Genomic DNA, 20,232 nt, shown 5'->3' with positions numbered 1-20,232 from the left:
AGCCGTGGACTTAAGTCCACGGTGAAGAATGGAGAGAGAATGCGCCGCGTATCGGCGCTTCAAATCGTCTGGCGTCTTTGGGTCGAAAAATGGCCAATGAAAGCGATGACAGCCAGGGGCTTGAAGCGTCGCTACGCGACGCGAGATACTCTGATCAGGTTTCCGTGGACTGAAGTCCACGGCTAACATGAATGACCTCGATGGGGTCGGAACGATGAATCCCCCGATCGGGCTGGAAGCATGAATGGCCCCGATGGGGTCGGAATTATGAATGACCCCGATCGGGCTGGAAGCATGGATGACCTCGATGGGGTGGAAATTGAGGCAAGTGATTTCCTAACGAAAAATCACCAATCCTACTTCCGCCACTTCGCAATCGCGCGGCAGAGGCCCAGCAGGTTGCGGCGAATCGGGCCCATCTGATCGGGATAGTTTTGCAGGAATCTTGGAATCACCTGAACGGCTTGCTCGAGGATTGGCATGTTGATCCACGGCAGCTTCTGGTAGCCGGTCATGCGGATGCGACCGTCGTAGCCGGAGAACATGTGAGTCACCTTGTCGGTTTCCAGGCGCAGGGTTTCACAGCGGTTGTCTTGAATTTCGAAGGCGTCATAGTACTTCGCGTCGACGAAGATGCCATTCCAGGCGGTGACGCAGATGAGTTCATAGCCCTTCGCTTTCCCGAGCCGTTCGAGGGCCTTGAGGCTGCAACCGATCTGGGTCGAGAACTCGGGAGGTTGCACGTAGTCGAGCTCGTTCGCCATCGTCGGGTTGAATTCAACGATCACGATCTTCGGACGGTATTCGTCCACGGCATGCCACACGTGCCAGTCATTGCCGTCGATATCGATGGAGAGGAAATCGAAGTTCTTCGGGATTTCGGTTTCAGCGAGGATCTTGTCCAGGGTCTCGTCACCCTTCCAGCCGACGAAGCGGCACATGGGGTGGACCTTCTTGTTGTGGCCGAAGTTTTTCTTCAGAACCTCGACCTTGTCGGGGTTGCCTTCGATGAACACCGCGTGGTAGTCGTGATCCTCGATCAGGTGGCAGGTGTTGGACATGTGGCGGCCGTCCCATGCCCCGAATTCAACGCACCAATGGTCCCGCTCAGGGAGCATCTCGAGGGCTTTGCCGATGATGCCGTCCTCGCCACACTGGGAGTGGACGTCTTTGGCGTGATCGAGCAACCAGGTGTTTTTCTTTGCTTCGGGCGTGGCGGCCATGGAAGGGAACCTTGGGCAGGTGTCCGGAGCTTGGCAAGCGTGCGGAACCCGGATGGTGGCCCTTTTCCGTGGAGCAGAATGTGGTCTGGGATCAGGCTTGCGGTAGGTCGGTGGGACGGGGAGGATGCCGTCTTAACGATGAAGAAGTTCTGGCCCTATTTTTCCCTGTTGAGCGGCGCTCGAGGAAGGTTCGCGGCCGGAATTGTGGCGGGAATCATCTACGCCATGGCGAGTGGTTTCGGCATGCCGCTGATGATCAAGACGGTGTTCCCGATTATCTTTGAATCCGAGAAAGCACCCACCGAGGAGCTTGTTGAGGAGTCAGCCGGTGTCGACGATCAGACCTCGGCGACTGAGGAAGAAGTGACGGGAGCGATCGCCGGGATCCGCGCCAAGATGAGCAATCTCGGCAATCCGGATGTGATCCGCGGCTACTTTGTCGAAAAGTGGGGAGAGGAAAGAGCACCGAAAGCGATTTTGTTCGTGGCTTGTGCGGTGATTCCCTTGGTGGCCTTGATCCGTGGCTTGGCGGGATTTCTCAATGTCTACTGGGTCACCGGTGCTGGATTGCATGTCTTGCTTAAGATTCAGCAGTCGGTCTTCGAGAAGCTCCAGAAGCTTCCCCTGGGCTTCTTCAGCGGGCGCAAGACCGGAGATCTGATCAGTCGGGTGATCAACGATACGGTGATGCTGCAGACGATGATCACGAGTGTTTCGAATGATCTTCTCAAGCAGCCTTTCACCTTGTTCGTCGCGCGTGGTTACCTCGTCTACGACAGTGTCGAAAACTCCGAGACCACCTTTTTGATCATTTGCCTGATCAGTATCCCGGTGGTGGTTCTGCCGATCCGAATGATTGGCAAGAAGCTGATGTATCGGGCGGCAAGAATGCAGAGCGAAGGTGGTGATAACTCGGGCATTCTGGCCGAGACCTTGAGCGCGACGAAAGAGATCCGTGCCTTCAATCTGGAGGATCTGATGGCGGGGCGATTTCTCGAGGGGGTCAAACGTTGGACGAAGCTGCACCTCAAGGTGATCAAGTACCGCTTTTCCACGCCACCACTGATCGAACTGATCGCGGCCACAGCGGTGGCGATTGCCCTTGGCTATGGGGCGACGAAGGGACTCTCGCTCGAGCGTTTCATCGCTGTCGTGGTGGCTCTTTACATGTGCTACGATCCGGCGAAGAAGCTGGGAGAAGTTCACAACAGACTGAAGCAGGGTGAGGCTTCGCTCGATCGTCTGGAAGTCATCCTCAAGGCGGAAGAGGGGGTCAAGGACCCGGAGAATCCCGTGGAAATTGCCGACGTCAAAGGCGCGCTGAAGTTCGACAATGTGAGTTTCTTCTACGATAAGACCCCCGCTCTTGATGGCATATCCGTGGAGATTCCTGCCGGCCAGGTCGTGGCATTGGTCGGGCCATCGGGTGCCGGTAAGACCACCTTTGCGAGCATGGTGCCACGCTTTTTCGATCCGAATGAAGGAAGCGTGACTCTTGATGGAGTGGATCTCCGGGATTTGAGGGTGAAGCAACTTCGTGATCACATCACGCTGGTGCCGCAAGAGGCGATTCTGCTTTCAGGTTCCGTAGCGGAAAATATTCGGCTTGGGCGGCTGGATGCGAGTGACGATGAGGTGATCAATGCGGCCAAGCAGGCCAGTGCCGACGCTTTCGTCCTCAAAAAGGAAATGGGCTACGATACCCAGGTCGGGGAACGTGGCGCCGAGTTGTCCGGAGGGCAGAGGCAAAGGATTTCGATCGCGCGGGCCTTTCTTAAGAATGCACCGGTTCTGATCCTCGATGAAGCCACCGGCGCGCTCGATGCCAATAGCGAAGCCGAGATCCAGAATGAACTCGCCGGATTGGCGAAAGGTCGTACGACGCTTATCGTAGCTCACCGCTTCAGCAGTATCCGGATTGCGGATCGGGTGCTGGTGTTCGATGGTGGTAAGATCGTGGGAGATGGAACCTTTGATGAACTTGCTGCCTCCCATTCCTTGTTCCAGTCACTGCTGAACAAGCAGCGTCACTGATGGAGGAAGCTGGTCAGCGGGCTGGTGGCGGATGCCGTTTCGTTTTCTTCGGGCAGGCCTAACAGGTAGGCTTCACGTACGGCCTCGATGCCTTTCTTGAAGGCAACCGCCATTTTTGACGGATCACTGGCGATGGCGATGGCGGTGTTGATCAGGACGGCGTCGGCGCCGAGTTCCATCGCTTCGGCGGCATGGCTTGGTGCGCCAAGTCCGGCGTCGACCACGACCGGGACGGTCGCTTGTTCGATGATGATGCGGATCTGGTCACGGGTGACGACGCCGCGGTTGCTGCCGATCGGCGCACCGAGTGGCATGACGGTGGCGGTGCCGACTTCCTGAAGGCGCTTGGCGAGGACAGGGTCGGCGTTGATGTAGGGGAGCACCGTGAAGCCCTCCTTCACCAAAATCTCAGCGGCTTTGAGCGTCTCGATCGGATCGGGGAGGAGGTAGGTGGGATCCGGATGGATTTCGAGCTTCACCCATTTGGGCAGTCCGGCGGCGGCAGCAAGTCTGGCGAGTCGGACGGCTTCTTCCGCATTCATTGCGCCGCTGGTATTCGGCAGGATGAGGAATTTCTCAGGATCGATGAACTCGAGGATGTTGGCGTAGGGATCCTTGCCGCCGGAGAGATCGGCGCGACGCAGGGCGACGGTGACAATCTGGCTGCCAGAGGCCTCGAGGGCATCGCGCATCAATTCATTCGACGGGAATTTCCCGGTGCCGACGAAGAGGCGGGACGAGAATTCACGGTCGGCGATGACGAGCGGGTCGGACATGGGTGAAGTGCGAAGTGCCAAAGGAAAAGTGCCAAGCCCCAATTCGGGAACTTGGCACTTTTTAGAGCTGAAACGAGAAACTCAGGAAGGAATCAAGTCTTTGACGGCATCCCGCTCGCCTTCGAGTTCGGCGATGGTGGCGTCGATCTTGCCTTGGCTGAATTCATCGACAGGTAAGCCTTGGACGACTTCCCAGCTACCGTCTGCGTTGGTCTTGATCGGCATGGAGGCGATCAGGCCTTCGGCGATGCCGTAGGATCCATCCGAGCAGATGGCGACCGAGTGCCAGTCACCCTCGGGGGTCGGATTGATCAGGCTGACGACCGTGTCGAGTGCTGCATTGGCGGCGGAAGCTGCGGAGGACGCGCCACGGGCCTTGATGATCGCGGCACCGCGTTGCTGGACGGTCGCAATGAACTCGCCCTTGAGCCAGTCGTGGTCGGAGATGACCTCGGTGACCGGCTTGCCGTCGATTTTCGCGTTGGTGAAGTCAGGATACTGAGTCGCGGAGTGATTGCCCCAGATGCAAAGGTTGGTGACTTGCGAGCAGTGAACGCCTGCTTTTTCCGCGAGCTGCGACTTGGCGCGGTTCTCGTCGAGGCGGGTCATGGCGAAGAACTGGTTCTTCGGCAGGCCTGTGGCATTCGACATCGCGATCAGGCAGTTGGTGTTGCAGGGGTTGCCGACGACGAGTGTGCGACAGCTCGGTTTGGCGTTGGCGGCGATGGCCTTGCCCTGGCCGGTGAAGATACCGCCGTTGATGGTGAGGAGGTCATTTCGCTCCATGCCGGCTTTGCGAGGCACTGAGCCGACAAGCAGTGCCCAGTCGGCGTCCTTGAAGCCTTCGTTGAGATCGGCGGTCGCTGTGATACCGCTCAGCAGAGGGAAGGCACAGTCATCGAGTTCCATGACCACGCCTTCGAGGGCCGGCAGGGCTGGTTCGATTTCGATGAGATTCAAATGAACCGGCTGATCGGCTCCAAATACGGAACCAGATGCGATACGGAAAAGGAGGGCGTAGCCGATGTTGCCGGCTGCCCCGGTGATTGAAACTGTGATGGGGTCCTTCATGTTGAATGCTTGAATACGGGGGAGACCTAAGACCTTCTCACCATGCGGGTCAATGGCTGACGGTGCCGTTCGCAAAGGATGCGCGGGCTTGCGGACGATCTGCGAGGCTCGAGGATCTTCGGGATTTTTTCGTTCCGCTAGTCCTTCGGATTTGTTAATGAGCTCTCTCAGTGTCGAAGCGCCGCAAAAAAGCCAGCTCCAAGGTCACCCGTCTGCAAGCGCAGACCCGGGCGATCCGGTTCTTCAATGGGCTTATTTTGTGTCTCTTTGGTCTTTCTGCCGGCTTGGTCGCCGTGGCGACTGCCTTGCCTCAGAAGCGTAAGCTGGATGAGAAAGAGATGGAGTTTGCCCGTGCGCTTCAGAAGGAGCGGGAGGTGGTGGCTCTGATGGAGGACAAACAGGCGGCATACAAAGCATTGCGCGAGGATCCCGAGTATCTCGAAATTCATGCCAGAGACCGCCTTCCTTTGCACAAGGAAGGGGAGAGCATTTACCGAATTGAAAGGAACCGCTGATGGAGGCTGATATCGAGCAGGTGCTGATTGCGGAGGCCGTCATTGAAAAGAGGTTGGACGGGATGGCTCTTGAAGTCCGAAAGGATTTTCCAGGCGAGGTGATGGTGGTGGTGGTGCTCCTCAAAGGAGCCTTCGTCTTTGCAGCGGATTTATTGCGCCGGATTCCACGCATGCTCGAAATCGAGTGTCTCAATGTGGCCAGTTATCACGGTGGTAAGGAGAGCAGCGGCAAGGTGGATTTCCTCGATCACAAGTTGCCCGATGTGAAAGGTCGCAAGGTCTTGGTGCTCGATGATATTCTGGATACCGGCCGCACTTTGAGAGCGGTGGTGGATCGGCTGATGGAAGAAGGTGCGACGGAAGTGAAGACCGGCGTCCTCTTGAAGAAGGACAAGGAACTCGCCGAAGAGGTCAAAGCGGACTACGTCGGTTTCGCCATTGGAGATGAGTTCGTGGTCGGCTATGGGCTGGACTACATGGGCCGCTACCGGAATTTGCCCTACATTGGGACGCTGAAGAAGGAGGCGATCTAGCTTCTAGCCACCGCGTTTTCGGAGCGGGAAGATGGTGACGTCGACGTGATCCACGTAGAGCGTGGAATCGGGTGGTGAGTCCGGGAGTGGAAGTCCGTCCCATCCAGCCGGGGCGGTCGACCAGGTATCGCAATGGGCGGGTGAGAGTTGGTAAGGACTGTGGTGGACTCGACCGGTGTAGAGGGTTCCATCGCGGCGGGCGGAGTAGAGGAGGTAGCGCTCGGCCAGAAAGAAATCGAGGGTGCCCGGATCGGCGGGTGAGGCTTGCCCGGTTCCCGAGTAGATGAACGAAGCGGGCTTGGACTCGGTTTTTCTACTGCAATCGTAGTGGATGGATCCATCGGTTTCCGTGGCACTCATCTCCGCGTGTTCATACGGAAGGTGAAATCTTGAACGTGCGATCTCGACGGCGAGGGACTGGTTGCAATCGAGGCTGAAGAACCAGACACCCGGAACATCGTTTTCGTCGTGAACGTAGGTGCGAACGTTGAGTTCGAGGAACCACGAGAGGCCGGGAACGGGTGGGAGTCCGACGGGTCGGATGCGCTCCATGAAGAAGGGAACGATGCCGAGCCAAGCCTCACCTTCGTGGAGGTCGAGGTGGAGGCCGGCTGGAAGTTTGGAGCTGAGAATGGCGGGGTCGACGCGCCAGTGGAGGAAGAGGAGCTTCGACCAGCGCTGGCGCATCACGGCGAAGCCTGTGGGGCGTTCGCGGAGGGCAAGGCGTTGGTCGAGGGTGGGAGGCATGAGCTATTGGAACATCGATTTGATGCGGCGCGACTGAAAGTCGCCTTGCCCACCCATGATGCTCGGGAGAGCGCCCCTCCTATCAGAGCGTCGAGAGGAGCTTTTCGAAGCGTTTGCCGTATTCGACGTAGGAGTCGTAGCACTGCTGCCAGTCGACGGCGGTGGGGTCGGCGGCGTGGAAGACGGTGGCAACGTGGGGTTCGATGGCGATCCAGCCGTCGTAGCCGCGCGACTTGGCGTCGGATAGGATCTCGGTAAGTTTGGCCTGACCTTCACCGGGCATGGTGTAGACGGGTTCAACATCGTCGGAGACGGGGTTGATGCAGTCCTTGATGTGAATGTGGATGACGTGCTCACGGACCTTTTCCCAGAATTCGAAGGGATCCTGCCACGGGAAGGGCTCGGGTTTGGAACGGTCCTTTTGGAAGACGGGGTTGCCCGTATCGAAGACAAGTTTGAGGCCGGGGACTTCCTCGACAAGACGCAGGGTGTGTTCGGCGGAGAAGCCGCCCCAGTTCATGCAGTTCTCGTGGACGGCGGTGAGTCCTGCATCAGAGAAACGGCTGACGATTTCGCGCAGACGGCGGAAGCGTTCCTCCTCCTGCTGGTCCTCACCCCAGGGGTTCTGGGCGTAAGACATGATGCGCACGAGTTGGGTGTTGAGACGCTGCATGCGGGGAATCGCTCGGTCGATTTCGGCGAGGGTGATGTCGAAATCGGAGTCGATCTTCTTCGCCCAGTTGCCGATCAGGGATCCGAATTCGGGGATTGCGATGCCAGCGGCGTCGAGACGGTCGGCCACGTCGTTGAACTCGGCTTCAGGGAGTTCGTGGATGTTCTTGTCACCGACCATGCGCGCGGAGATCGCGCTCCATCCGATGTCTTTGGTGGCGGCGATTTGTTTGTCGAGGTCACGTGAGGCTTCGTCGGCGAATCCGGTGAGTTTCATGATAAAATTGGAGGATTGTCGTGGCATGACCGTCTCGGTCATGTGGCTTTGCATTGGAATCATGGTAGCGGGATTCATGACCGGGACGGTCATGCCACTGTCATGTTCAGAGGGTGATCTTCTTGCCGTCGTTCTGGGCGGATTCGTAGATCGCTTGGATGACGGCGACGGGCTTGCGTGCTTCTGCGGATGAGGTCGTTGGTTCGCGGCCTTCGTGGATGGCGTTGACGACTTCTTCGAAGTTCCGCTGATGCTGATAGAAATTGATGGCGCTTGGATCGTTGGCCCCGAGTCCGGCTTCCTGACCCTTCATCAGGGTGGATTTGATTTCGGCGTCCTCGGGCTTCTCTTCCATGAAGTCCCAGATCTCGAAAGCTTCATCGGCGAGAAACACCGAGCCTTCCGTTCCGGCGAGCTGGACGCGGGCCGGGTGACCGTCCTTGGACCAGGTGCAGGTGGAGCATTCGATGACACCACGGGCACCGCTTTCGAACTCGACGATCGCGACGACGATGTCCTCGACTTCGATGCGTTCGTGAGCGAGGCAGGCCGAGTTGGCTTGGACGGATTTCACGGGACCTGCGAGATGGAGAAGGGCGTCGACCGTGTGGATCGACTGGTTCATCAGGGCGCCGCCGCCATCGAGGGCCCAGGTGCCGCGCCAGCCGGCGGAGTCATAGTAGGCCTGATCGCGGTACCATTTCACGTAGGCGGAGGCGGAGGTGAGTTGACCGAAGCGTCCTTCGTCGACTGCCTTCTTGAATGCCGTCATGCCGGGGTGGAAGCGGCGGTTGAGGACGGCGGCGATGGTTTTGCCGTTCTTCTCGGCAGCCGCGATGAGCTGATCGATGCGCTCGGTGGTGATTTCGAGAGGCTTCTCGCAGATCACGTGCTTGCCAGCGTCGAGCGCAGCCAATGAGGGCTCGAGGTGGGCACCGGATGGGGTGCCAACGGTGACGATTTCCAACTCGGGATCAGCGAGGAATTCAGCGGTATCCGAGTAAGACTTCGCGCCGTATTCACTGGCGAGTTTCTCGGCGGCTTCGGCGCGGAGGTCGAAGACGGAGTGGAGTTCGCCGCCAGTCATGGCGGTAATGGCTTTGGCGTGGAAGTGGCCGATCATGCCGGCGCCGATGATTCCGAATTTCATATTTTGAAGGTGGGATGTGAGTGATGGGGAAAAAGGGGATTAGTGAGCTTTCTTGGAATCCCGGAAAAAGGCGACAACGCCGACCACGAAGAGGATGGCGAGGAAGATGAGGCCGAACCAGCCGACGCCACCTTTCCATCCGGGGGCTCCACTTTTTCCATAGAGAACCCAAACCGAGCCGAAGGTTGCAATCGAGGTGGCGAAGAGCATTAGCGTGTTCCAGATGATGCGCGAACGGCCTTTCGGAAGCTGATCCCCCAGAATGCTCTTCGAGTTCATCATCAGGAAGAAAGTGAGATAGGCGATGGGGATCAGCGAACCACCGATGACTGAAGTCGGGATGGCGAGCGCCGCTTTCGCCTCTCCCGCCCAGAGGATCGGGAAGCAACAGCCCGCGAGGCCGGAGATGGCACAGCCGAGGAAATAGAGGGCTTTGTTGGAGTTCCCTCCGGTGTTTGTGGTCCCAAGTTGGTCCGGTCTTGAGAACGCTTCCTGGAAGGCGATGCCATTCATCAGCATGAGAATGATGATGGTGGAGACGGCCATGCCGAGGACGCCGATGCCGAAAATCTTCTGTGCAATGGTTTCGCCAGCGAATGGTTTGAGGGTGATGGCGAGAGCGTTGGCATCACGGCTAACAAGCATGTCGGCGAGGGTGCGGTCGGAGTCCGTCAGACCAGCGATCTGGCCACTGGTGAAGGCTGCAAGACCATCCGGGTTGTCAGGGTTGGCCGCGGTAAAGTCGCTGATGGCCGCGGCGACGCTTGGAAGACTTTCAAGAGTTGCTGCGCCGGCACCGGGTTTCAGATCGGAAGTCTGAAGGTGGAATGATGAGGCAGCGGCGATGACGACGCATGAAGTCGCGAGGAAGAAAGGCACGAACAGTCCGATCGAGAGGTCGGTGATCGAGAGGCCGCGATGGGCACGGCCCCACTTTTTTCTGAGAAGAGTGTAGGGCAGCAGGAAGGTCATGTTGATGCCCACGGCGGTGCCGAAGGCAGCGATGATTCGGTCTTTCTGTTCGCTGGCGATGTAGCTCTTCCAGAACTCACTGTCGGACGATGAACTGATCAACTCATCGAAGCCGACCGCTGGTTTGAAAAGCAGTGAGAAATCGGGAATGAAACCGGAGAACACGGCAGCCCAGTCGAGCTTGCCGGACTTGGTGAGGGCGACCACGACGGCGAAGAACGAGACGACAATGATACCGACCATGATCTTGATGATCAGGTCGAAAGCAGCGGCTCCCTTTCCTTCGGACTGATAGAGGAAGTTGATGAAGATTCCGACCAGGAAGAGGACGGTGATGATGAGCCCGGTCGGGACGGCTTCAGAGAAGAGGTTCTGCTGAACGGCTGCGGTTGCCAATGCGAATTGGGGCATGGCCCAGACGATGTTGGCCATGATGGTGGCGATGAGCCAGGACCAGCCAAGGAGGGGGCTGAGGTGGGTATTGATCTCATGAAATGGCCGTTTCCCCGTGCTCAAGGTCACGTAGCCGATCGCGCTGAGCATGATGATGCCGCAGATCATCGCCAACGGCTGAAGCCACATCAGGCCGAAGCCGGCGATCACGCCAAGGTAAAGGGCACCGGCGAGTGAGCCGCCGCCAAGCGTAATGGCGCCCTGCAACCAGCCGGGTCCTGACATTCTGGCATAGGTGAGAAATTTGCCGACTGGCCCTTTTGTTTGCGCTTCGGCAAGGAGTTCGGTTTGGCGTTCAGGTGTCATGATGGGTTCAGTTCGAGGGTTCGATTATTCTCCAAAGAGGGTGCGCAGATTCTCGCGGCTGGTCGTGGCGATGGCGCTGGGGCTGGGATCGTATTTGAAAACTTCAACGCTGATCCAGCCGTCGTAGTCGGTGTCTTGCAGAGCTTCAACGATGGGAGCATACTCGACTTGCCCCATACCCGGTCCATAGAGGTTTGGGTCATTGGCGTGAAAATGGGCCGTCCATTTCTTGCTGTCACGGATGATTTGATCGATCGGATGCTCCTCGTAGCTCATCGCCTTGACGTCGAGATGGAGCTTGCAGGCCGGGTGATCGACGGCCTGGCAAAACCTGATCGTCTCTTCTGCCGTCGTAAGAAAATTGGTTTCCACGCTTCCGAGGGGTTCGACCGCGATGGTGATTCCAAGATCCCCACAATGCTCGGCGGCAGCTCGCATCACATCGGTGGCGCGGTCAAAAGCTTCGTCATAAGCCCAGCCTTCTTCGAGGGAGCGTTGCTGTGGGCTGCCCCAGACCATGATACTTCCGCCGAGCGCATGGCAGAGGTCGGCGAGTCGGCGGGCGTGGGCTTTGGTCGCTTGTTGGATTGAGCGGTCAGGACTGGTGAGGTGGTAGCCCTCGGTTTTGGCGAAGAGCCAGTGGAGGCCGACGACTTCGATACCGGCATCGGTCACTTGGTTGCCGAGGGACTTGGCGTCTGCTGCGGAGATGGTTGAAATATCCGAGGCAAGGGTGAAAGGGGCGATCTCGAGACCTGCGTAGCCGTGCTTGGTCGCCAGTCGGGCGGATTCGGCAAGGGAAACGTCACCGTAGGTTTCGTTACAGATGGCGAAGCGCATGGAGCGAGATGGAAATGCCGGAGTGGTAATTTGTTTGCAAGCGGGCCTCTTTAAAGCTCCTGGATCCGGAGGTTTCTCCAGCGGACGTTACAGGAGTCACCGCCGTGCACCTGAAGCGCAAAGAAGCCTTCCGGAGTGAAATCCGAGCTGTCGTCCGTGTAGTCGACGCGCGGTTCGCCATTCAGCCAGATCTGGATGTGCTTTCCTTTGCAGACGATACGGATTTCGTTCCAATCATCGGGTTTGAAAATCTTCTGGCCCTGCTTGGTGAAGGCTGCACAGGCCTTCTTGTCGGCCTTGTCAGGCTCGAGCCAGCCGCGCCGCGCTTCGTCGTAAAGGCCAGCGGTCCAAGAGCGCTCGTTGCGGTTGTCGTGTTCGCACTGATAGCCATAGACGCGGCCATTTTCGCCGGGCTTCTGGAGGCCGCGGAACATCATGCCGGAATTGCCGCTGAGATCGTCGAACTTCATTTCGAAGCGGAAATCGAAATCCTTGTAGGTTTTTTCCGTCCTCAGGAAGGTGTTGCCCTTAATGTTCCGGCCGAAGCCGACGATGGCATCACCATCAATTTTGTATTCCCCGGTGCCATTGACCTTCGTCCATCCGGAGAGGTCTTTGCCGTTGAAAAGTGCGGTAAAGCCCTCTTCGAGTGCCATGGCGGGAAGGCTGAGGGAGAGAAGGAAGATCGTGAGCGCTCGTTTCATGGATGAGTGGCAAGTGTCACTACCTGTCATACAAGTGCAAGCCTTGAGTATCGCCTGCCAAGGCGGACTTTGTCCTTCAAGAGTTCAAGCCGGAGTTTTGCCGTGAGTCATCGCTCCGTGCTGAGCCTTTGTGATCTTTCTGTCAGGTTAAAATCCCACGCTCCGTCGACTCAATGGGGGTTGGTGGCACCGCTTGGGGAAAGAGGCAGGATGCCATCAATCCGATCGAAATATTCGGGGTGTGACGAATCGGATCTTTGGCCGCGTCTTCAGGCAAACCAGGCGACCCCCGCCTTGAACAAGGGTTGATGTTTTTCGCCCGGGATATTTTTCGCGACGTGATTACCGCGCCGCTCGGTGTGGCCCATTTTCCCGAACACCTTGCCGCAGGGACTGGTGATGCCCTCGATGGCGGCCATCGATCCATTTGGATTGGAGGCGATGTCCATATTGGGGGTGCCGTAGGAGTCGCAGTAGCGGGTGGCGATCTGTCCATTGGCGGCGAGATCCTTGATCACTTCGGGAGGAGCGACGAATTTGCCCTCGCCGTGTGAAAAGGGGATGTGGTGGATGTCGCCGACCTGACTGTTGGCCAGCCACGGCGACAGGGAACTGCTGATCACGGTCGGTGCGTAGCAGGAGATATGGCGGCTGATGTCGTTGTGGAAGAGGGTCGGCCGCTGCGCGGGCGCGTGCCGCGCGATGGTGGATGATGGATGGTGGATGGTGGATGAAGAATCCGTGATCTTCGATCCACTATCTTCCATCTTCCATCTCCCATCCAGGATCTCTCCATAAGGGACGAGGCCGGTCTTGATCAGCGCCTGGAAGCCATTGCAGATGCCGAGAATGAGTCCGTCCCGGTTCTTGAGCAGGTCCATGACGGCATCGGCGACCTCGGGGTTGCGCAGCACGGTTGCGATGAACTTCGCCGAACCGTCGGGCTCGTCACCGGCACTGAAGCCACCGGGAAGGAAGAGGATCTGGCTTTCGCGGATCAGGCTAGCCAGTGATTTGAGCGAGGCTTCGAGGTGGGTCGGCGTCAAATTACGAAAGACCTCGATGTGGGCTTCAGCCCCAGCCTCGCGGAAGGCCTTGGCGGAATCGTATTCCGAGTTGGTTCCCGGGAAGGATGGGATCAGGACCTTCGGAGAAGGCTTGGGCGAGCCGTATGAGCAACGGGTCGGGCGTGGTCGCGGCTCTTCGGTTTCGAGGTGCTCCAGATCGCTCAGCACTCCGGTTTGCGTGGGATAGATCTTTTCCAGCGGCTCGGTCCAGGCTTTCTGCAGGTCATCGAGAGATTGGGATTCGTTGCCCATGCTGAAGACCGCGCCAGTGGTTACCCGTCCTAGTTTCAGGGCACCCAGGGATGCAGGGAGGAATGCCTCATGCTCGATGATGAAGGAGTAGGGTCTTGGTTTGAAGAGTTCTTCTTCAGGCATCTCAGCGAGATCGATACTCAGCATGTTGCCGAAGCAGCAGACCGGAATGGCATGACCAAGGCCGCCATGGCCGACGGACTTGCAGGAGATGATCTTCCCTTGCTTGACGAGGGAGTGAATCTCTTCAGCAAGTCGTTTGATGCGGTCGTAGTCGGGAAGGTTCTCGGAGGTGGGAGGGATATCTACGAGGCTTACCGTATTTCCCGCCTTCTTGAACTCGGGGGAAAGCGCCTGGCTGGCCTTGCCCGGAGCGAGGGCGAAGGAAACGAGAGTTGGAGGGACATCGAGGTCATTGAAGGATCCGGACATGCTGTCCTTTCCGCCGATGGCGGCGAGACGAAGACCGTGCTGGGCGTCGAATGCACCAAGCAGGGCGGCGAAAGGCAGTCCCCAGCGGGTCGGGTCGTCTCCAAGCTTCGGGAAGTATTCCTGCAGTGTCAGACGAATGTCGCTCAGTCGACCACCGGCGGCGACGATTTTACAGGCTGACTCGGCGACGGCTGAAGCCGCGCCATGGAAGGGAGAGTCGGATGACAGGTCAGGGTTAAAAGCCCAGGACATGTAGGTGCAGACATCGGTATCACCTTCAAGCAGCGGGAGCTTGGCAACCATCGCGTCGGGTGGGGTCAGCTGCTTTTCGCCACCGAAAGGCCAGAGTACCGTTCCGGCACCGACCGATCCGTCGAACATCTCGCCGAGGCCTTTTTGGGACGCGTGATTGAGTTGGGAGAGGTGGGACGCGATGTCAGAGTCGCGGCGGGCCGCCGCTTCCACGGCTTGCCCCGGGCCGGGGCAGCTCCGGACATGAATGTTGGTGCTTTGCTGGACGCCATTGGTGTCGAGGAAAGCGCGCGAGAGATCGACGATGGTCTTGCCACGCCAGCTCATGCGGAGGCGGCCGTGGTCGCGGACGGTGGCGACGTGAACGCATTCGAGGTTCTCCTTGTCGGACTCGGCGATGAAGTAGGCGGCATCATTGGGGTCAATGCAGACGGCCATCCGTTCCTGGGATTCCGAAATCGCGAGTTCGGTGCCGTCGAGGCCGTCGTATTTTTTCGGCAAGGCATCGAGGTCGATATCGAGCGAGGGCGCGATCTCACCGATGGCGACGGACACGCCGCCAGCGCCGAAGTCGTTGCAGACCTTGATTTTCCGGGAAAGCTCCGCGTTGCGGAAAAGTCGCTGGATCTTGCGTTCGGTTGGGGCGTCGCCCTTCTGGACTTCGGCGGAGTTTTCGAGAGCGGTATCGGTGTGTTCCTTGGAAGAGCCGGTGGCACCGCCAACGCCGTCGCGACCGGTGCGACCGCCGATAAGCAGGATCAGATCGCCATTTGCGGGGGTTCCGCGGAAGACATTCGAGCGGGGAGCGGCGGCGACAACGGCGCCGATTTCCATGCGCTTGGCGACGTAGCCCGGGTGGTAGACCTCGGCGACCTGGCCGGTCGCGAGGCCGATCTGATTGCCGTAGGACGAGTAGCCCTTGGCAGCGATCTGGCAGATTTTTTTCTGCGGGAGCTTGCCGGGAAGGGTCTCAGAAAAGGGGGTGCGGGGATCAGCGGCGCCGGAGACACGCATCGCCTGATAGACATAGGAGCGACCGGAAAGGGGGTCGCGAATGCAGCCGCCAAGGCAGGTGGCGGCTCCTCCGAAGGGTTCGATCTCGGTGGGGTGGTTGTGCGTTTCGTTCTTGAACTGGATGAGCCATTCTTCCGTTGTGGCATGGCCGTCTCGGTCATGATGGTTGGATTGCGAGTCCTCGGATGAATGACCGGTACGGTCATGCCACCTTGTCACCGGGACGATGATCGAAGCGGCGTTGATTTCCTCGGACTCTTCGAGGTTGTCGAGTTCGCCGGATTCACGGAGCTCGCGCATGCCCATCAGGGCGATGTCCATCAAGGTGACTGGCTTGTCCTGGCGTCCGAGTTGATCGCGAGTGGCGAGGTAGGTTTTCCAAGCGCGCTGGATGGGTTCGGTGCCTTCGTCGAACGAAACCTCGTCGATGCGGGTCAGGAAAGTCGTATGGCGGCAGTGGTCCGACCAGTAGGTGTCGAGCATTTTGAGCTCGGTGATACTGGGCGCGCGCTGCTCTTCCTTGTTGAAGTAATTCTGGCAGAAGGCGATGTCTTCGGCCGACATCGCGAGACCGAAGCGGCTGCGAATCGTCTCCGCGTCCCCTGAATTGAAGTCCGTGAGGATCTCCACGTCATTGGGCGCGGATGGGGTTTGGCGAATGGTGTCGGCGGAGACATCCACTTCATGGGAATCGACCGCGTTGATCACGTAGCCCTTGATGCGGGCGATGTCCGACGAGGAGAAGTGTCCCTTGAGGATGATGACCTTGGCGGAGATGACGAGGGGTCGTTCTTTACCAGTCAGAATCTGGATGCACTGGGCGGCGGAGTCGGCCCGCTGATCAAATTGGCCCGGGAGAAATTCAACGGCGAAGGCGTGTTCATGCGCCTGCGGTTGGAGATCGGGATAAGTCCGGTCGATCTGGGGTTCGGAAAGGATCAGATTGACTGCAGCGGTGAATTCCTCGGGCGTGAGCCCTTCGACTTCGTAGCGCTGGATGATGCGGAGATCTTCGAGGTGCTCAAGATTGAGGGACTCGCGCAGATCCGCGAGGAGGTGCCTTGCCTCGGTGGCAAAGGGGGGCTTTTTTTCGACGAAAATACGCTGCATGTGGGTGCGGACCGGTGGAAGCGGGCGAGCCTAGCGGGTCCCGGGGGGAGGGCAAGGCGGAGAAGTCCTCAGTCCGGTAAAAACCCGGCGATGCTGGTATCAGGGTGTCAGACCGGTCGGCAGAATGATCAGATCGTCAGCGGTGAACATTTCCAGATCGATCCCGGCCGAGCGGATGGTGAGTTCCCGGGCGGCCTCGGGATGGATGAAAAAGGGATTCCCCCAGCGATCGATGAGGAGTCCGGACTCATCGAGAATGGGATGATCGGGCCGAATGAAGGCCTGCCGATTGACATTCTCGCCGAGAAGGCAGGCGGCGAGGTCCGCATTGCCTCCGATCGGATGGCGGGTGAGGTCCTTGACGACCGAGAAGTAACCCGCGAGGACGTTGTGAAGTTTCCTCAGGTCTTCGATTGGAGCGGTGTCCGGTGAGGCGTAGTCGGCAAGCAGGGCATCGCCGGGAAGCGGCGGCCCGGGGGGAGGACCTGCCGCGTGGGAGGAGCTGGTTTGGGGCGATGCAGAAGTTGGCGGGGCTTGTTCCCGGTTGATGAAAGTCAGGCCAAACCACAACAGCAGGACGATGATTGCTGTGATGAGAATGCGGCGCAGCACGGGACGATCTAATTTGGATGAAGTCGGATTGTGGGCTCTGGGTCGATCAGGCAAGGAACCCAAGCGGGTTCGAAGTACTACTGGGATCGTAGAAGTTCCTGATGTTCGGCAGCACGGTGTCCATGTCGCCGTTGGAGACTCCGAACCAGCGGAGCAGTTCACAGAAATACTGATCGGGCGAGGTGCGTGGGAAAATCCGGCCACCGCGGCCGATGTCGTCGGGTCCATCGATGGCGAGCGAGGGATACTGGCCGAGGATTTCGCCACCACCAACAGGTCCACCCATGACCAACTGGTTTCCCGACCAGGCGTGATCGGTGCCCTGGCCGTTTGAACGCAGGGTGCGTCCGAAGTCGGAGGCGGTGAAGGTGATCACGTCGTCCGTGAGGCCGAGGGTTTCCATCGCGCTTTGAAAGGCGAAGAGCGAGCGATCAAGGCTGGCGAGCATGCCGGCCTGGTTGTTGAGCAACTCGGAGTGGTGATCCCAGCCGCCGTATTGAACGAAGAGTGTCTGGCGGCGGAGCTTGAGTTTTTCGCGGATGGCGATCGTCTTGGCTGCTGCCTTGAGATTGCGTCCGAAGCTGTTGTTGTCAAATCCTGCGGCATCGAGGACGGCATTCACGTCCTGGCCATTGAGCTCACCGGGGTCATCAAAGTAGTTTCCGAAATCGATGCCCCTCTCGATGCTGTTGGAGGAGATCTGGCCGTGCGTCCGTTGGAAGACGTTCTTGTAGTGCTCTTCAAGCGGGCTGGCGACCACATCACGGATGGCTTGTTCCTTCGCCTGGAGAGCCGCTGAACTACGACCGGTGCCGGTGAATGAAAGGGCACCATTGTTGGTGATGACGAACTGCCCCTCGCTCTCTCCAATCTGGAAGGTGGAGTTTCCCGAGAGCGAGAAATTCATCGGCATGTAGTAGTTGCCGGTTTGTTCAGTGTTGAGCGTGGAGTGGATGACGTCGGCCGCGCGACCTGCCCAGCCGGTGAGCAATTGTTGACCCTGGGGCACCGAGGTTTGCCATTGCTCGGTCTGATCGCGGTGGGAGAAGAGCGCTTTCGGGAGTGCGACTCCCTTGGCTTGGTAGGTCGCCTTGTCCGGGATGGGTTCGACGAGGGTTCCGATGTTGGCGATCAAGCTGAGTCGCTTGACCGTGCTGCCATCGCCGAAGTCCCTGCCGTTGAACATTTCCGCAAGGCGTGTGCAAGACGGGTGGAGTCCGTAGGATCTTCCCTGCGAGTCGGTGAAATTCAGAGGAATGAGTTCGTTGCGGGGAATCGCGAGATTTGAGCGTGACGCCGCGTAGTCGTCGTAGCCACCGGGTTGATCACGGGGCACGAGGAAGTTGAAGGTATCGCATCCACCTCCGAGGTAGACGCAGACGAGCGCCTTGCGATTGGCGCTCACGCCATTGGCGGCCGCGGCGTGGTTGGCCATGGTGAGGTTGAGCAGGGTCGAGAGGACGGAAGTCGAGCCAATGGCGGCACAACTGGCTTCTCCGAGGAATTGACGACGCGTTTTCATGTGGGACGTGTGTTGCGGGCAGAAGTTAGCGTTGAGTGGCTCCTTCGGGGCTGTTGATGGTGGTCCAGATTGCGACGGCAAGCCGGTCCTGGGCTTTGAGTTCCGGATCCGAGAGACTTGTCTTGAGGATGGAGCGGGTGCGGGTGCTCATGTTGCCGGTGCAGATCAGGAGGTCGAGCCGGTCAATCAGGACGTCGAGGTCCCCGGCGGCGAGCAGCGAGTCCGAGTAGTCCAGCGGGAAGCGGGGTCCGTTCCAGCTCGAGACGAAGCCACGATAGAGGTAGTCCCAAATCAGGTTGGGGAACGAGATGGAAGAGTAGGTGTCGACGATCTGGAAGCCCGGGCTGACCAGTCCGCGGGCGCGGATGGGTCCCGGTGCCTGGTATTCCGGGGTATAGAAGTTGAACACGCTCGGAGCGTAAAGTGGTTCCTGGAAACTGTAGTCGTAGTAGGTGCTTTCCGAGTTCCACCACACGAAATCCGGATGGGTCTTGGCGAGTTCGAAGAGCCGACCGAGATGCATGGTTCGGATCACCGGTTCGCGGACTTTTCCGAAGTTCACGTCGATGGTCTGGTCGCGGGCTTCGGGGTCAAGGAGGATGGCCTTGATCACGGCTGCCAGGTTGCCGCGTTTTCCGCTGCCATCATCGCTGAAGACCGTGGAGACGCGACTGATGTAGGCGGGACTCGGGTTGTCCGTGACGAGGAACTGAATCAGGCGGTGGGAGATGAAAGGGGCCGTGCTTGGGTGTTTGACCAGATTGGCAACGGCATCCTTGACGTCCTGCATGCCATTGTGATCGCTCGGTTCGCGCTTGGGGATGATGAAGCCGTTCAGCAGGGTCTTCGTATCGAAGTCGTGGCGGTCGTGAAACATCACCATCGGTTTGAGGAAGTGGCTCTCGTCCCAGCCGCCACCGCCCCATCCGTAGGGGGCATCGTAGTAGAGGCCGGTGAAGACGCGCGCGAGTTCGGTGATGTCGGCGGTTTCGTAGGTGGGTATTGGCTCTCCCTGTGAGTCGAGCTTGCGGCTGCCGTCGGGATTGAGTTCCCAAAGTCCGAGGGTGAACAACTGCATGATCTCACGCGCGTAGTTTTCATCCGGATAGCGGGGAATGGAGGGGTCGGCCTTTTGATTGCCGACGCTTGTTAAATACCAACCCATCGCGGGATGGAGGGAGACCTTGAGAAGCAGTTCCTCATAGCTGCCAAAGGCGTGCTCGATGAGCATGTCGTAATAGTCGGTCATCGCTTCGGGCTTTTCTTCAAGCCGCGCATCGCGACGTGAGATGACGAGGATCTGGGAGAGGGCGAAGGCGACGCGCTGGCGTAGCTGGTCCTTGGCACCCACGGCATTTCTCGCCCATGGCGTGGTGAAGTTCCTGCCGGTGACGAAGGAGCTTCCCTCGTTGTAATCGTAGGTCCGGTCAAAGCGTCCGTTGGCGGCATCCGCTTTGATTTCCTCGATATAGGGCGTTAGATAGGAAGGCGGAAGGGCGATCTGTTCGTCGATCCAGGCGCTGAAGCCCAGTTCCCGGACTTCTTCGATCTCTTCGGGGACTGGTCCAAAGGTCGCTTGCATCAAGAAGCGAGAAGCATGAGTCGCGGACGGAGTGGAGCCGCCTGTCGATCCGGGGATAGGATCGGAGCCCGTCCGGAGGCGGTCGAGGAGGGCGCGCGCGTCGCCGGATAGTGGGG

The 20,232-nt window shown here is 58.8% G+C and carries 16 protein-coding genes; 3 read left to right on the top strand and 13 right to left on the bottom strand.

Annotation, left to right across the window (positions count from 1 at the left end; translation table 11 throughout):
• Nucleotides 1-356: 356 nt before the first annotated feature.
• Nucleotides 357-1,223: an FkbM family methyltransferase gene (locus WBG04_RS05660; protein WP_424313406.1), complete on the bottom strand. Its 867-nt coding sequence runs from the start codon at nucleotides 1,221-1,223 to the stop codon at nucleotides 357-359.
• A gap of 138 nt (nucleotides 1,224-1,361) precedes the next feature.
• On the opposite strand from WBG04_RS05660, the gene WBG04_RS05655 reads away from it, so the two are divergent.
• Entirely contained in the window at nucleotides 1,362-3,257 is a 1,896-nt protein-coding gene (locus tag WBG04_RS05655; protein WP_424313405.1) for an ABC transporter ATP-binding protein, read from the top strand.
• Here the strand turns inward: WBG04_RS05655 and WBG04_RS05650 are convergent.
• Nucleotides 3,251-4,033 (bottom strand): thiazole synthase, encoded by a 783-nt coding sequence (locus WBG04_RS05650; RefSeq protein ID WP_424313404.1) that lies wholly within the window; start codon nucleotides 4,031-4,033, stop codon nucleotides 3,251-3,253. The two genes, WBG04_RS05655 and WBG04_RS05650, sit on opposite strands and share 7 nt — an antisense overlap.
• A gap of 81 nt (nucleotides 4,034-4,114) precedes the next feature.
• Nucleotides 4,115-5,104 carry a malate dehydrogenase gene (locus WBG04_RS05645; protein WP_424313403.1) on the bottom strand — a complete coding sequence of 330 codons (990 nt, stop codon included), beginning with the start codon at nucleotides 5,102-5,104 and terminating at the stop codon, nucleotides 4,115-4,117.
• Nucleotides 5,105-5,274: 170 nt separating this feature from the next.
• Between WBG04_RS05645 and WBG04_RS05640 the strand changes: the two genes are divergently transcribed.
• Entirely contained in the window at nucleotides 5,275-5,619 is a 345-nt protein-coding gene (locus WBG04_RS05640; RefSeq protein WP_424313402.1) for a septum formation initiator family protein, read from the top strand.
• Nucleotides 5,619-6,152: a hypoxanthine phosphoribosyltransferase gene (gene hpt / locus WBG04_RS05635; protein ID WP_424313401.1), complete on the top strand. Its 534-nt coding sequence runs from the start codon at nucleotides 5,619-5,621 to the stop codon at nucleotides 6,150-6,152. Before WBG04_RS05640 ends, hpt begins: the two co-directional genes overlap by 1 nt.
• Before the next feature lie 3 nt (nucleotides 6,153-6,155).
• Here the strand turns inward: hpt and WBG04_RS05630 are convergent, their stop codons facing one another.
• From WBG04_RS05630 to WBG04_RS05585, 10 genes are all read right to left on the bottom strand, one after another.
• Nucleotides 6,156-6,899, bottom strand: coding sequence for a YqjF family protein (locus WBG04_RS05630; protein ID WP_424313400.1), 744 nt, complete (start codon nucleotides 6,897-6,899; stop codon nucleotides 6,156-6,158).
• A gap of 82 nt (nucleotides 6,900-6,981) precedes the next feature.
• Nucleotides 6,982-7,848, bottom strand: a complete 867-nt coding sequence (locus tag WBG04_RS05625) for a sugar phosphate isomerase/epimerase family protein (RefSeq protein WP_424313399.1) — start codon at nucleotides 7,846-7,848, stop codon at nucleotides 6,982-6,984.
• 106 nt (nucleotides 7,849-7,954) lie between these two features.
• Entirely contained in the window at nucleotides 7,955-8,998 is a 1,044-nt protein-coding gene (locus WBG04_RS05620) for a Gfo/Idh/MocA family protein (RefSeq protein ID WP_424313398.1), read from the bottom strand.
• Between the two features lie 39 nt (nucleotides 8,999-9,037).
• A complete protein-coding gene (locus tag WBG04_RS05615; protein WP_424313397.1) occupies nucleotides 9,038-10,729 on the bottom strand; it encodes a divalent metal cation transporter in 1,692 nt (563 codons plus the stop codon).
• A gap of 24 nt (nucleotides 10,730-10,753) precedes the next feature.
• Nucleotides 10,754-11,569 (bottom strand): sugar phosphate isomerase/epimerase family protein, encoded by an 816-nt coding sequence (locus WBG04_RS05610; RefSeq protein WP_424313396.1) that lies wholly within the window; start codon nucleotides 11,567-11,569, stop codon nucleotides 10,754-10,756.
• 50 nt (nucleotides 11,570-11,619) lie between these two features.
• Nucleotides 11,620-12,273 carry a 3-keto-disaccharide hydrolase gene (locus WBG04_RS05605; RefSeq protein WP_424313395.1) on the bottom strand — a complete coding sequence of 218 codons (654 nt, stop codon included), beginning with the start codon at nucleotides 12,271-12,273 and terminating at the stop codon, nucleotides 11,620-11,622.
• A 269-nt stretch (nucleotides 12,274-12,542) separates the two neighbouring features.
• Nucleotides 12,543-16,400: a phosphoribosylformylglycinamidine synthase gene (locus WBG04_RS05600; RefSeq protein WP_424313394.1), complete on the bottom strand. Its 3,858-nt coding sequence runs from the start codon at nucleotides 16,398-16,400 to the stop codon at nucleotides 12,543-12,545.
• Between the two features lie 99 nt (nucleotides 16,401-16,499).
• A complete protein-coding gene (locus tag WBG04_RS05595; protein WP_424313393.1) occupies nucleotides 16,500-17,012 on the bottom strand; it encodes a hypothetical protein in 513 nt (170 codons plus the stop codon).
• A 46-nt stretch (nucleotides 17,013-17,058) separates the two neighbouring features.
• Nucleotides 17,059-18,534, bottom strand: coding sequence for a DUF1501 domain-containing protein (locus tag WBG04_RS05590; protein WP_424313392.1), 1,476 nt, complete (start codon nucleotides 18,532-18,534; stop codon nucleotides 17,059-17,061).
• A gap of 25 nt (nucleotides 18,535-18,559) precedes the next feature.
• Nucleotides 18,560-20,232, bottom strand: a 1,673-nt coding sequence (locus WBG04_RS05585; RefSeq protein ID WP_424313391.1) for a DUF1800 domain-containing protein, incomplete at its 5' end; no start/stop codon positions are given.

The organism is Haloferula sp. (assembly GCF_049672945.1).
GTDB lineage: Bacteria > Verrucomicrobiota > Verrucomicrobiia > Verrucomicrobiales > Akkermansiaceae > Haloferula.
This window is presented reverse-complemented; position numbering and strand designations above follow the sequence as displayed.

What these genes read in the sequence shown, in the direction of transcription:
- WBG04_RS05660 (WP_424313406.1), bottom strand. Translation starts at nt 1,223, where the DNA reads ATGGCCGCCACGCCCGAAGCAAAGAAAAACACCTGGTTGCTCGATCAC.
- WBG04_RS05655 (WP_424313405.1), top strand. Translation starts at nt 1,362, where the DNA reads ATGAAGAAGTTCTGGCCCTATTTTTCCCTGTTGAGCGGCGCTCGAGGA.
- WBG04_RS05650 (WP_424313404.1), bottom strand. Translation starts at nt 4,033, where the DNA reads ATGTCCGACCCGCTCGTCATCGCCGACCGTGAATTCTCGTCCCGCCTC.
- WBG04_RS05645 (WP_424313403.1), bottom strand. Translation starts at nt 5,104, where the DNA reads ATGAAGGACCCCATCACAGTTTCAATCACCGGGGCAGCCGGCAACATC.
- hpt (WP_424313401.1), top strand. Translation starts at nt 5,619, where the DNA reads ATGGAGGCTGATATCGAGCAGGTGCTGATTGCGGAGGCCGTCATTGAA.
- WBG04_RS05630 (WP_424313400.1), bottom strand. Translation starts at nt 6,899, where the DNA reads ATGCCTCCCACCCTCGACCAACGCCTTGCCCTCCGCGAACGCCCCACA.
- WBG04_RS05625 (WP_424313399.1), bottom strand. Translation starts at nt 7,848, where the DNA reads ATGAAACTCACCGGATTCGCCGACGAAGCCTCACGTGACCTCGACAAA.
- WBG04_RS05620 (WP_424313398.1), bottom strand. Translation starts at nt 8,998, where the DNA reads ATGAAATTCGGAATCATCGGCGCCGGCATGATCGGCCACTTCCACGCC.
- WBG04_RS05615 (WP_424313397.1), bottom strand. Translation starts at nt 10,729, where the DNA reads ATGACACCTGAACGCCAAACCGAACTCCTTGCCGAAGCGCAAACAAAA.
- WBG04_RS05610 (WP_424313396.1), bottom strand. Translation starts at nt 11,569, where the DNA reads ATGCGCTTCGCCATCTGTAACGAAACCTACGGTGACGTTTCCCTTGCC.
- WBG04_RS05605 (WP_424313395.1), bottom strand. Translation starts at nt 12,273, where the DNA reads ATGAAACGAGCGCTCACGATCTTCCTTCTCTCCCTCAGCCTTCCCGCC.
- WBG04_RS05600 (WP_424313394.1), bottom strand. Translation starts at nt 16,400, where the DNA reads ATGCAGCGTATTTTCGTCGAAAAAAAGCCCCCCTTTGCCACCGAGGCA.
- WBG04_RS05590 (WP_424313392.1), bottom strand. Translation starts at nt 18,534, where the DNA reads ATGAAAACGCGTCGTCAATTCCTCGGAGAAGCCAGTTGTGCCGCCATT.